This window comes from Pantoea sp. A4 (genome assembly GCF_000295955.2).
In the GTDB taxonomy this organism is placed as follows: domain Bacteria; phylum Pseudomonadota; class Gammaproteobacteria; order Enterobacterales; family Enterobacteriaceae; genus Pantoea; species Pantoea multigeneris.
This window is the reverse complement of record NZ_ALXE01000022.1, coordinates 146,567-158,771: the sequence shown is the minus strand read 5'-3', so window position 1 is coordinate 158,771 and position 12,205 is coordinate 146,567. Positions and strand designations below refer to the sequence as shown.

Sequence of the window (12,205 nt, the reverse complement as noted above, 5' to 3'; positions counted from 1 at the left end):
ATTTTGACCACGTCTTTCGTTTTGGCCCATATCAGCGATCTGCACATTAAAGCCGCTGGCCGCCTCTCTTATCAGAAAGTGGATACGCAACAGGCCTTACAGCAGTGCATTGACCAACTGAACCAGCTGCGCCCCGCCCCGGATGCGGTGGTCATCACCGGCGATTTAACCGATTTTGGTCGTGATGAAGAGTATGCCGAAGCCCGTGCGCTTCTCGATCAGCTGGATTTACCCTGGTTTGCCATTCCCGGCAATCACGATGAGCGATCGGCTTTTCGCCGTGCCTTTGCCGACAAAAGCTGGCTGCCGCAGGACGGGGAGTTTATTAACTGGGTGGTGGATGACTTCCCGGTGCGGATCGTGGCACTGGATACCACAGTGCCTGGTCAGTCCTGGGGGGAGTTTTGTGCACAACGCGCTGACTGGTTAGGCACGGTGTTAGCCCAACAACCGGATAAACCTACCATTGTGCTGCTGCATCAGCATCCGTTTATCAGCGGGATTGATCATATGGATCGGCAGAATCTGCGTGATAGCGCGCGGTTAGCGGAAACCTTATCCCTGGCACCGCAGGTGGAACGCGTACTGTGTGGCCATGTGCATCGGTTTATGGTTTCGCAACTGGCAGGGAAAGTGGTGTGCAGCGCGCCCGGTACCTCGCACCAGGTCGCGCCTGATTTCACTCCGGCGAGCCCGGCGCATTTTGTGCTGGAACCGGCGGGCCTCTTGCTGCATCGATGGGTGGCGCAGCAAGGCACCACCACCCACTATCTCCCCATTGGCCATTATCCCGGCCCGTGGCCGTTTTATGATGCCAACGGACTGATTGATTAACCCCTCAATCTCGCTCAGGAGAAAAGGCCGCCAGGAAAGTGCCTACGGCCTGCTCAACCCAACGTTCCACCTGTGCTTCTGAAGGCACCGATTGCGGATGCATCAGGCATTCCATCTGTGCCTCGCCTTTCAGCAAGCTGACAAACTGCACGGCCGCCGCGCTCACACCGGTTCGCTGTACATCCAGCTCTCCAGCGGCGACGGCTTCGGCCAGCCGTTCTGCCACAATTGCCGCTATCGTCACTGGGCCACTTTGCCAGAAAGTACGGGCCAGTGCCGGAAACCTTGGCGCTTCTGCGCTGACCACACGAAACAAGGCAAGCGCGACAGGCGACAGGACGATCGCCAGATAGGCCTGCCCAAGTTCATTTAAGGTGCGCACCACATTATCTTTCGTCGGTTGGATCGCCTGTACCCGCAGCGACATTTGCGCACACTGCTGCTCAATCACCGCTGAGAACAGCGCCTCTTTGCTGCTCCAGCTGGCATACACGGTGGCTTTCGAGACGCCCGCCGCCTGCTGGATCATGTCCGTAGTGGCGGCGCTGAAACCGTGGGTCAGGAACACCTCTGTCGCGGCAATAGCAACCCGATCTTTTTTGCTCATGGTGGGGGGAAATTTAACGCTGCTCATATCACCTCAACTAAACCGCTGGGTTTTTAATTAAAAAACGGCTGATGTTATTATCGTATTTAGGGGCTATTACAAGCGATGACGGCGGGGGAGTAAAGGCTTTTAGCGGGTTGTACCTGTCGGTTCTCTTCCGGAGGAATGCAGCGCGCCAGGGCTGGCGCGCCATGGGAAATTTAGAGTACGGCAGCCGCCTCTTCCTGACGTTCCAGCTCGCGCACCAGCGGGATCACTTCGCGACCAAAAAAGGCCACATCTTCCTGGAAATGCAGGAACGCCAACAGCAGCAGATCCACACCGGCATGTTTTAACGCCATGATGCGTTCAGCAATTTGCTGAGGGGTGCCAATCAGGTTGGTTTTAAAGCCGTCGTTGTACTGCACCAGATCGTCGAACGAAGACGCGGCCCAGTTCCCCTCGCCTTCAGGTGACGCGCTGCCCGCATTTTTCACCTCATGCTGGAAGCCCTTAACGGCGTCAGGGTTGGCTTTAGCAATAATTTCTGCCAACACGGCCTGGGCTTGCGCTTCAGTCTCCCGAGCAATCACAAAACCATTCAGACCGATCTTCACCGCATGTTGCTGCTGTCTGGCCTTGGTCTGGATATCTGCCACCTGTTTTGCTACGCCTTCCGGGGTGTTGCCATTGGTGAAGTACCAGTCTGATACGCGTGCTGCCATATCCCGTGCCGCACGCGAACTGCCGCCCTGAAAGATTTCTGGCAGCGGGTCGAGGGGCTTCGGCTTCAATGCGTAGTCACGGAAGCGGTAAAAATCTCCCGCGAAGGTAAAATGCTCTTCGCGCCAGATCCCGCGCAGGCAGCGGATAAACTCTTCCGACCGCAGGTAACGCTCTTCATGATCCAGCCAGGGTTCACCAATCGCCTTAAATTCCCCACGAAACCAGCCGCTGACAATGTTGACCGCAATGCGCGGACCGTACAGATGGCTGATGGTGGCAATTTGCTTCGCCGCCAGCACCGGGTTCCACGGGCCGGGCAGCAGGGCCGCAATCACTTTTAGCTTTGTGGTGTGGCTCAATAAATCCTGAGAAAACGTCACCGATTCATGCTGGTTCTCTGCACCATATCCGGCGGTGAAGCGGATCTGCGTCAGGGCGTAATCAAATCCTGCCTGTTCGGCAATTTTCGCCAGTTGGCGGTTATATTCCGCACCCCAGTGGGTACGCTGTTCAATCTGGCTGATGACCAACCCGCCAGACACATTTGGCACCCAGTAGGCAAACTGCAACGGCTGACGGGCAGAAGAAGTGGACATGGCATTACCTCATTTCTCGGTGTGAAACACACCCGCCGGTCTGTAACCTGGCAGACGCGATATATAACCAAAATGAATTTTCAAATCACGAAATGTTTTATTTTGGTATAACAGGAGATAAGCAGAGTTCGTGCCAGAAATGAAAGTTTTATAAGATATTGATTTAAATAGAAAAGCTAGAGCATCACGTTTAGAGGGGAAGCCGCATTCGCAACAACATTGCCAGTGCGCTGTTGCGGATGCGACAGAAACCGTGTTCAGTGGTGGTGATGTGGCGTCACAGGATCAAGACCCGCGAGATCCCAGCCCGTCGCGCTGTCGGCAATCTGTTGATTCAGGCTGGCGTGCGTGCGGCCCGGTAGATTGACGCTAATAATGCTCTCTTCCATCACATCCAGCGAAGTGTCGTCTTCGTGCATAAATCCTGAGTAGTCGCGCATGGTGCTCTCCTTGATAGTCTGAGAAACAAGACCCCTTTAACCTGCCACAAGTTGCTGACAATGTCATGACACTTGTGAAATCAGCAGAGACGACGTCAGAACCGGCAGCTTCCCTGCTGCCGTGGAGGACAATTACGCTTCGTGGTGCTCTTCGTCGTGGGGTTTATCCCGCGTGACGCGCACCAGATCTACGCGGTAGTCCGTGGTTTCCAGCACCTGGAAATGCAGGGGTGGCATATCGATGACTTCACCCGCCTGCGGCAACTGCCCTTTCTGCGCGATGAGTAAACCCGCCAGTGAGGCGTGCTGGTCGTCTGGCTTCACCAGTTCGTAGTAGTCCAACAGCTGCTGCAGGGAGTGCAAGTCGGTGCCCCCCTTGACCAGCCAGCCATCGCCATCAACGATGATATCTGGCGTTTCGTCTTCGTCCGGGAACTCACCGGCAATCGCTTCTAATACATCCAGCGGCGTAATCAGCCCCTGTACCACACCAAACTCATTGGTGACGATGACAAAACTGCCTTTCGCGCGACGCAGTACGCCTAACAGATTGATGGGGTCCAGCGTTTCCGGCACCACAATCGCCGGGTTGGCCGCGGCAAAGGTCGCCACATCCATACCGTGATCCAGCGCCACCAACAGCTCTTTAGCACGTACAATACCGATCAGCTCATCCAGCTCGCCGCGACACACCGGGAACAGGCTGTGTGGGGTATCCAGCAGCTGCATACGGACGTCATCCACTGAACGACTGGCATCCACCCACGAAATATCGCCACGCGGCGTCATGATGCTGCGGATCGAGCGGGAAGCCAGCGTTAATACACCGTTAATCATGTAGCGCTCTTCATCTTTAAACGCCTCATGGGGCACTTCAACCGCCAGCGCAGTTCCCTCTTCCGCTGGCGCCTGCTGGCGCTTACGGCCGCCCATCAGGCGCAGAATGGCTTCCGCCGTGCGCTCACGCATCGGACGATGTGACTGATGGCGAATGAAGTTGCGTCGTGCAATCTGGTTAAACAGCTCGATCAGAATCGAGAAGCCGATCGCCGCATACAGGTAACCTTTCGGAATATGGAAGCCGAAACCTTCAGCCAGCAGGGACAAACCGATCATCAACAGGAAGCTGAGGCACAACACCACCACGGTAGGGTGCGCGTTGACGAAGCGGGTTAACGGCTTCGACGCCAACAGCATAATACCCATTGCAATCACAACCGCCGTCATCATCACCGGGAGGTGGTTAACCATACCCACAGCGGTGATCACCGCATCCAGTGAGAACACCGCATCCAGCACCACAATCTGAATCACTACTGCCCAGAAACTGGCGTAGTTCCGATTGCCCTGCTGCTCCATGCCACGGTTTTCCAGCCGTTCATGCAGCTCCATCGTGGCTTTGAACAGCAGGAAGATACCCCCGACCAGTAAGATCAGGTCACGGCCGGAGAAACTGAACATGCCGACGCTAAACAGCGGGCGGGTCAGTGTGACCATCCAGGAGATCAGAGAAAGCAGGCCCAGACGCATGACCAGCGCCAGCGATAAACCAATCAGGCGGGCTTTATCACGCTGCTTCGGCGGCAACTTCTCTGCCAGAATGGCAATAAATACCAGGTTATCGATGCCGAGCACAATCTCCAGCACGATAAGCGTTAACAAACCTGCCCAGATTGAGGGGTCGAGAAGGATTTCCATCAATGACTCCTGAACGGTGAACGGATTGAACGAAAACGCACCCGATCATGGGCGGTCTGACAGAAGAGATGTATCAGCGTGTGTGCCTGCTGGCACAAAGAGGGGGTAAAGCTACGTCGGTGACGGTCCATAAAGTGGGCTGCTGCCCGTTACTCCTGAATTAAATAGAAGTGCTTAATGTATCAGTTACCTGACCGGGATCAAAAAAAATTACGATTTTTACAAAAGATTGCAAATTCAGAAGATTAACAGCTGCAAATTTAAGTTTTTTTCAGTGTTGTTTGGCGACTGGCATCACATAAATTATTTTTTCGCGCTCTAAAATAAGTCATTAATTCTTCGCTGGGCATTTGTTATTCGTTGCTTTTCCACCAGGTGAACCGGTAAAGGCTACGCTTAATTGATTCCAACAATCTGTCTACTCTCTCCGGCCCCTTTTTTCGGGCCTTACTCAATATGGAGGTAGCAAGTGACTATTGCTATTGTCATCGGCACCCACGGTTGGGCTGCGGAGCAACTGCTAAAGACCGCAGAGATGTTGCTCGGTGAACAGAACAACGTCGGCTGGATCGACTTTGTACCGGGTGAAAACGCAGAAACGCTGATTGAAAAATATCAGGCACAGCTCGAAAAACTAGACACATCACAAGGCGTCTTATTCCTCGTTGATACCTGGGGCGGCAGTCCGTTTAATGCGGCTAGCCGTATTGTGGTCGATAAAGAGCATTACGATGTGATTGCCGGGGTTAACATTCCGATGTTGGTGGAAACCCTGATGGCACGTGATGACAACCCTACCTTTGCCGAACTGATTGCCCTGGCGGTGGAGACCGGGCGTGAAGGTGTCAAACCGTTGAAAACCGAGGTTGCAGCCCCGGTTAGCCCACCGGTTAAAGCCCCTGTCACTGCGCAACCAGCCCCACCTTTAGCGGCCGGTGAGCACATGAAAATTGGCCTCGCGCGCATCGATGACCGCCTGATTCACGGCCAGGTGGCCACCCGCTGGACCAAAGAGACCAACGTTTCACGCATCATTGTGGTCAGTGATGAAGTGGCTAACGACCAGGTACGTAAAACCTTGTTAACCCAGGTTGCCCCGCCAGGCGTCACGGCCCATGTGGTGGATGTGGATAAAATGGTGCGCGTCTGGAATAACCCGAAATATGGTTCTGACCGGGTGATGTTGCTGTTCACCAATCCCACTGATGTGCTGCGTTTAGTCGAACAGGGCGTCGCGATTAAAACCGTCAATATTGGTGGCATGGCATTTCGTCAGGGGAAAACCCAGGTCAATAATGCGGTGTCCATCGATGAAAAAGATATTGCCGCCTTCCGTCAACTTAACGATCGGGGAATTGAACTCGAAGTTCGTAAAGTTTCAAGCGATCCACAACTTAAAATGATGGACCTGATTGCCAAAGTTCAGGCCTGACACGCGGACATTATGCTTCGCTCACTGCTGAGGACATGCTAATGGAAATAACCTCACTACAAATTGTCTTGATATTTATCGTTGCCTGTATTGCAGGTATGGGATCAATTCTTGACGAATTTCAGTTTCACCGCCCGCTGGTGGCTTGTACGTTAATTGGCGCGGTATTGGGCGATCTCCAGACCGGGATTATTATCGGCGGTACGCTGGAAATGATCGCCCTGGGTTGGATGAATATCGGTGCAGCCGTTGCGCCAGACGCCGCCCTCGCCTCCATCATCTCCACCATTCTGGTTATTGCCGGTGGGCAGAGTGTCGGGGCCGGTATTGCCCTTGCCATCCCGCTGGCCGCGGCCGGCCAGGTACTGACCATTATCGTCCGTACTATTACCGTAGCGTTCCAGCACGCCGCGGATAAGGCGGCGGATAAAGGTAATCTCAACGCCATCACCTGGATCCACGTTTCTGCGCTAGTATTACAAGCCATGCGTATCGCTATTCCAGCCCTGATTGTTGCCATTTCAGTCGGGACTAGCGCGGTGCATACCCTGTTAAGTTCTATTCCAGAAGTGGTCACTAATGGCCTGAATATCGCCGGTGGCATGATTGTGGTCGTCGGTTATGCGATGGTCATTAATATGATGCGCGCAGGCTACCTGATGCCATTCTTCTACCTCGGCTTTGTTACCGCCGCCTTTACCAGCTTCAACCTGGTGGCACTGGGCGTGATTGGCGTCGTCATGGCTATTCTGTATATCCAGCTTAGCCCTAAATATAACCGCGTTGCCGGTGCTGTGGCTGCCGGTCCTGCTCATAACGATCTTGATAACGAACTTGATTAAGGAAAGGTGACGAACATGGTTGATACAACAAATTCAGCTAAAAAGCTCACCCAGTCCGATATTCGCGGTGTGTTTTTACGCTCTAATCTGTTTCAGGGTTCATGGAACTTTGAACGTATGCAGGCGTTGGGGTTCTGCTTCTCCATGGTGCCGGTGATTCGTCGCCTGTACCCCGAGAATAATGATGACCGCAAGCAGGCGATTAAACGGCATCTGGAGTTCTTCAATACCCATCCCTTTGTTGCAGCCCCGGTGCTGGGCGTTACCATGGCAATGGAAGAGCAGCGGGCCAACGGAGCGGCGATCGACGATGCGGCCATCAACGGTATCAAAGTCGGGCTGATGGGGCCGCTGGCAGGCGTGGGTGATCCGATATTTTGGGGTACCGCCCGTCCGGTTTTCGCCGCACTTGGAGCGGGGATTGCCATGAGTGGCAGTATTCTCGGGCCGATTCTGTTCTTTGTGCTGTTTAACCTGGTTCGCCTGCTGACGCGCTATTACGGCGTGGCTTACGGCTACCGCAAAGGCATCGATATCGTGAGTGATATGGGTGGCGGCTTCCTGCAGAAACTGACTGAGGGGGCATCGATCCTCGGCCTGTTTGTTATGGGGGCGCTGGTTAACAAGTGGACGCACGTCAACATTCCGCTGGAAGTGTCGCGCATTACTGACCAGACCGGGAAAACCACGGTGACCACCGTGCAGACCATTCTCGATCAGCTGATGCCCGGCGTGGTTCCGCTCCTGCTGACCTTTGCCTGTATGTGGCTGCTGCGGCGCAAGGTTAACGCGCTGTGGATTATCATGGGCTTCTTTGTCATTGGTATTTTCGGTTACTGGTCCGGCTTACTCGGCCTGTAATCTTTATAGCCGGGCGCTCTGCCCGGCTATTTTGTTTTTGCTGCACAGGAAAGATCATATGGATATCACGCAACTCATTATTGCCGCGCTAATCGCACTCATGGCGCTGTTTATTATTTATGACGAACTGGTTTTGCCGCGCCGCTACGGCGTGGTGCGTTTACGGGTTGATTTGCGCCGCCGACAACCGCTCGATGGCCTCATCTTTATTGGCCTGCTGGCGATTGTGCTGTGGAATAACCTGTCTCAGCATGGTCCGCAACTCACCACCACCCTGCTGATGGTCCTGTGTGCGTTGGCACTCTGGGTATTCTGGATCCGCCGCCCGCGTTTATGGTTAAAAGATCAGGGGCTGTTTTATGCCGGGGTATGGATCGCCTATACACGCATCCAGGATATGAAACTCAGCGAAGACGGCGTATTAGTGATCCAGCTGGAACAGCGCCGCCTGTTGGTCAGAGTTCGCCAGATAGACGATTTAGAGCGCATCTGGCAAACCCTGATGGAGATTCGTTAGTCACGCTGCCACAGCGTCAGGGTGAAATCCGCATCACATTCGAATGACGTTGCTGCGCGTAATTGCTGCCAGACATCTTCACTGGCGCGCCAGGCAAACGGCGTCATTTGTAATAACGTGGTGGCATCGGCGCTGTTCAACGTCATTGGATAACCCAGCGACTGCTGTTCAACCTGGGTAAAGCCCGCGTAGCACTTACTCTCCGGCTCATGCAGTTTCACTTCACGATAGATCAAGGCCTTGAACTGTTGCAGATGGTGCGGGCCTGGCGTCACGGTCAGTAACCATCCCCCTGGCTTAATCACCCGTTGCAGTTCAGCCTCATTGCAGGGCGCATAAATGCGTACCACTGCATCCAGCGATGCATCAGCAAAAGGCAGACGCTGGCTGGAGGCCACACAGAACAACACCTGAGCATAGCGCTTCGCGGCGAGGCGCACGGCAATTTTCGCCACATCTAATCCGTAGACTTGCCCATGTAACGGCTGGAGTGCGGTGGCCATCGCATCGGTGTAGTAGCCTTCACCGCAGCCGATATCCAGCAGCTGTGGCTGCGGCGTGGTGGCCCGTGCAGCCAGCAACTCAGCTACGCCATCACGCAGCGGCTGATAGTGCCCTGCGGCGAGGAAGGCACGTCGCGCCTGCATCATTTCTGCGCTGTCGCCGGGTTCACGTGACCCTTTATGCTGTACCGGAAGCAGATTGACGTACCCTTCGCGGGCGCGATCAAACTGGTGGCCCTGGGCACAGCGCCAGCTATTTTTTTCAGCGGATAAAGAGAGGTGACAGAGAGGACAGATCAGCGACACAGGAAGCTCCAGCTATTTCATAACGCGGCGCAGTGTACGCTGTTCGTGAACCGACAGGAAGAAAAACAAAGCCCCGGCACAATAGCCGGGGCTTAAGATTCGGTTCACAGGCGCAGAGCGCCAGTAAGTGACTCGAAATCAGATAGCAGTTACGTTAACTGCTGCTGGGCCTTTCTGGCCGTCCTGGATTTCGAACTCAACGTTCTGGCCTTCAGCCAGAGTTTTGAAGCCGTTACCCTGGATTGCAGAGAAGTGTACGAACACGTCTTTGCTGCCGTCAGCAGGAGTAATGAAACCAAAACCTTTAGACTCGTTGAACCACTTAACCTGACCTTTAATCTTTGCCATTTTGCAAATTCCTTAAAATGTTTATTTAGCCCGAAGGCCACGTACTAGAGAAACCAGAGACGTTACTGAATGAGGCACTAATTAAGGTTCGGCAAGGAAGCGGAATTCAACGTCAACGTCTTTACTCGTAACTTCTTTACTGAAGATGCCATACATATACAGAACTGTACCTCGTTTGACCCAAGAATTGTTATCACATATCCGCAATTCATTGGCAAGCCATTTTTAACTACCGATGGAGATGCCGCACACTTTCACTGGATAAAATCCACTGAATGTTCCCAATGGTACGAAACAATGCGTCGCGAACTCGCTGTGGACACGTTGTTAACAGCAGATTTGCGCTCCAGTGGGTAAACCTAGTCCCTTTTCTGCCAGGCGTCCAGCTATATAACAATAAAAATAAAGGTTATATAAAAAAGATTGCAAAAATATGGCATCAAGATTGATCTCTATCAAAGTTTTGCATTTTCATACTTAAAGCAACTGCTTTATTTATGTACAGCGAGAAGTCGTTAACATCCGGTATATGTTGTTTTGCACCAAAAAAAGGAAAAAATAATAACCCTGCCCCAATTCAATGCAGGGTTATTTTTCAGTAAATATCAAAAATGCGAGTACGGACCGAATTAATCACTCGCGGAAATAAAGCGTGTATACCGCACTTTTCGCCCAGGATTTATCCTAGGGCAGCGGGCGACCCTCCCCAATGCGCCATGGGCTGAACTGGCCGTTGTCCTCGCCTGAAGCGGCTATCGCGCGTGCCAGGTCTTTGGGTGGCTCATCCAGTGATTCATCTGCCAGTTCAAATACGCCCCAGTGGATCGGGACGGTTAAAGGCTGCGCCATATGTCGCCACAGCTTCACAGCCTGGTCGGGGTCCATATGCTGGCTGTTCATGAACCATTTTGGGGCATAGGCACCATTCGGCAGTGCTGCCACATTGAACGGGCCAAGTCGACGCGGAATCTCATACAGATTCTCACTGTAGCCGCTGTCACCTGAGAACCAGAATCGGGTGGTTGATGTCACTATGACCCAGCCACACCACAGGGAACGGTTACGATCGTGGAACGTACGCATACTCCAGTGCTTCGCCGGTACAGCATGAAACTCAATGCCATCTGCGCGGGTTGAATCCCACCAGTCGAGTTGTGTTACGTGGCGAATGCCCTGACGCTTACACCAGGGGGCCAGCCCTAATGGCACAATAAACGTCGCCTGCGGAAAGCGTGCGACGATTTTACGCACGGTGGGCCGATCGAGATGATCGTAGTGGCTGTGAGAGATCAACACATAATCGAGCTGCGGCAGCTGGCGAATCTGTAACGGCGCTGGCGTCTTACGCTGCGGGCCAGCAAAACGCACCGGCGAAGCCCGCTTCGAGAGCGCAGGGTCAATCAGAATATAGCGCTGATTGACACGCAGCAGCATTGCCGCGTGGCCCAACCACCAGATCCGGTTGTCACTTCCGCTGAGGTCGGCCTGCTGCCACCACTGCGCAGTAAATTGCTCATAGCCTTGCTGTGGCGGTCGCGGCAGCCCCTGCGCTTTGCGCTCTTTACGCCAGCGGTCCAGATCTCCCGGCTGGCGCGTTTCGGGCTCCGGGTTGCGAAATCCTTCAGGCGTATGATGGGACTTACTCGCATCGTACCAGGGGTTTTGCCAGGCCATGAGCCCTCCTTTTGCGGATTAACGTTCGGGGATAAGGCGGATAATGTCTTCTTCTTCTTCCGGCTCAGCAACCTCGCTGCCTTTGCCCTGTTTTTCATCTACCCACTGGCGCAACAAGCGGTTCTGCTGCTTCTGCTCTTCAAGCAGTTGTTCCAGCAAGTGGATCTGCTCACTGGCACGCACACTGGAGCGGTTAACAAAGAACCAGATAAACAGCCCTGACAGAAACAGCACACCCACCAGGGCATAGTTTAACAACAGTGCTGGATCGTTTGAAAAATCACTCATAACTGCCTCAAATAACAGATTAAATGCCAGCCCGCATTCTACCCGTTGGATAAAAAAATGGTAATCTTGCCGGGATATTTCGCCAGCTTTCAGTAGAGTCTGATCGAAAGTGGCAGCGAAGCGCGGCAAGCTATGCACTCACCACCCACTGGCGCACAGGTGCTGCTGCGTGGTGTATCACAGGGAGATAAAAATGAAACTGATTATTCGTGCCATTATGTTACTGGCGGTGATTTGGCTGGCGATGTTGTTTACCGGCTACGGCGTTCTGACCGGCAGCAGCAAAAACGTTGCAGGCCTGGGGCTACAGTGCCGCTACCTGACCGCTCGTGGCGTCATTACTGCCCAGTATCTGCACAGCGACAGCGGCGTGATTGGCGTGAGCGAGTGTCCATTGCTGAAGAAAAGCGGAGAAGTCATCGATAACTGATTTCACAGCACGGGAGCACAACTCCCGTGCTTATCCCGGCTAAAACATATTTTAAGATACATTTTCTGTTAAACAGTCAGTGCTTTCAGCCCGCAATTTCATTAGCATTGTAATATTCACTCCC

Annotated in this window: 15 protein-coding genes; 6 read left to right on the top strand and 9 right to left on the bottom strand. The window is 53.5% G+C overall.

All coding sequences use genetic code 11. The features are described from left to right. Positions 1 to 3: 3 nt before the first annotated feature. Positions 4 to 834: a metallophosphoesterase gene (locus B880_RS0109705; RefSeq protein ID WP_017347206.1), complete on the top strand. Its 831-nt coding sequence runs from the start codon at positions 4 to 6 to the stop codon at positions 832 to 834. Positions 835 to 838: 4 nt separating this feature from the next. Here B880_RS0109705 and B880_RS0109700 read toward each other — a convergent pair whose 3' ends face one another. The 4 genes from B880_RS0109700 to B880_RS0109685 all read right to left on the bottom strand — a co-directional run bounded on the left by B880_RS0109700 (position 839) and on the right by B880_RS0109685 (position 4,880). Next, on the bottom strand, positions 839 to 1,468 hold the full coding sequence (locus B880_RS0109700) for a TetR/AcrR family transcriptional regulator (RefSeq protein WP_017347205.1): 630 nt from the start codon (positions 1,466 to 1,468) through the stop codon (positions 839 to 841). A gap of 173 nt (positions 1,469 to 1,641) precedes the next feature. Next, positions 1,642 to 2,742 carry a dimethylsulfone monooxygenase SfnG gene (gene sfnG, locus B880_RS0109695; RefSeq protein WP_017347204.1) on the bottom strand — a complete coding sequence of 367 codons (1,101 nt, stop codon included), beginning with the start codon at positions 2,740 to 2,742 and terminating at the stop codon, positions 1,642 to 1,644. A gap of 257 nt (positions 2,743 to 2,999) precedes the next feature. After that, positions 3,000 to 3,182, bottom strand: a complete 183-nt coding sequence (locus tag B880_RS0109690) for a hypothetical protein (protein WP_017347203.1) — start codon at positions 3,180 to 3,182, stop codon at positions 3,000 to 3,002. 132 nt (positions 3,183 to 3,314) lie between these two features. After that, positions 3,315 to 4,880, bottom strand: a complete 1,566-nt coding sequence (locus B880_RS0109685; protein ID WP_017347202.1) for a TerC family protein — start codon at positions 4,878 to 4,880, stop codon at positions 3,315 to 3,317. Between the two features lie 469 nt (positions 4,881 to 5,349). Between B880_RS0109685 and manX the strand changes: the two genes are divergently transcribed. The 4 genes from manX to B880_RS0109665 are packed head-to-tail and all read left to right on the top strand — an operon-like array spanning position 5,350 to position 8,532. Continuing rightward, positions 5,350 to 6,312, top strand: a complete 963-nt coding sequence (manX, locus tag B880_RS0109680) for a PTS mannose transporter subunit IIAB (RefSeq protein WP_017347201.1) — start codon at positions 5,350 to 5,352, stop codon at positions 6,310 to 6,312. Positions 6,313 to 6,353: 41 nt separating this feature from the next. Continuing rightward, positions 6,354 to 7,154 (top strand): PTS mannose/fructose/sorbose transporter subunit IIC, encoded by an 801-nt coding sequence (locus B880_RS0109675; protein ID WP_017347200.1) that lies wholly within the window; start codon positions 6,354 to 6,356, stop codon positions 7,152 to 7,154. 15 nt (positions 7,155 to 7,169) lie between these two features. Next, a complete protein-coding gene (locus B880_RS0109670) occupies positions 7,170 to 8,015 on the top strand; it encodes a PTS mannose transporter subunit IID (protein ID WP_017347199.1) in 846 nt (281 codons plus the stop codon). 58 nt (positions 8,016 to 8,073) lie between these two features. Beyond that, complete coding sequence (locus B880_RS0109665) at positions 8,074 to 8,532, top strand: DUF986 family protein (RefSeq protein ID WP_017347198.1); 459 nt, start codon at positions 8,074 to 8,076, stop codon at positions 8,530 to 8,532. Here B880_RS0109665 and rlmA read toward each other — a convergent pair. From rlmA to B880_RS0109645, 5 genes are all read right to left on the bottom strand, one after another. Continuing rightward, positions 8,529 to 9,341 carry a 23S rRNA (guanine(745)-N(1))-methyltransferase gene (gene rlmA, locus B880_RS0109660; RefSeq protein WP_017347197.1) on the bottom strand — a complete coding sequence of 271 codons (813 nt, stop codon included), beginning with the start codon at positions 9,339 to 9,341 and terminating at the stop codon, positions 8,529 to 8,531. The genes B880_RS0109665 and rlmA overlap by 4 nt on opposite strands. Before the next feature lie 138 nt (positions 9,342 to 9,479). Continuing rightward, a complete protein-coding gene (cspE, locus tag B880_RS0109655; protein ID WP_001062678.1) occupies positions 9,480 to 9,689 on the bottom strand; it encodes a transcription antiterminator/RNA stability regulator CspE in 210 nt (69 codons plus the stop codon). A gap of 81 nt (positions 9,690 to 9,770) precedes the next feature. After that, positions 9,771 to 9,845, bottom strand: coding sequence for a DUF2627 domain-containing protein (locus B880_RS26695; RefSeq protein ID WP_128599124.1), 75 nt, complete (start codon positions 9,843 to 9,845; stop codon positions 9,771 to 9,773). Between the two features lie 528 nt (positions 9,846 to 10,373). Next, positions 10,374 to 11,363, bottom strand: a complete 990-nt coding sequence (locus B880_RS0109650) for an MBL fold metallo-hydrolase (RefSeq protein WP_017347196.1) — start codon at positions 11,361 to 11,363, stop codon at positions 10,374 to 10,376. Positions 11,364 to 11,381: 18 nt separating this feature from the next. Beyond that, positions 11,382 to 11,651: a YebO family protein gene (locus B880_RS0109645; protein ID WP_026042532.1), complete on the bottom strand. Its 270-nt coding sequence runs from the start codon at positions 11,649 to 11,651 to the stop codon at positions 11,382 to 11,384. 193 nt (positions 11,652 to 11,844) lie between these two features. On the opposite strand from B880_RS0109645, the gene B880_RS0109640 reads away from it, so the two are divergent. Further along, a complete protein-coding gene (locus tag B880_RS0109640; protein WP_017347194.1) occupies positions 11,845 to 12,081 on the top strand; it encodes a YobH family protein in 237 nt (78 codons plus the stop codon). Positions 12,082 to 12,205 lie beyond the last annotated feature (124 nt).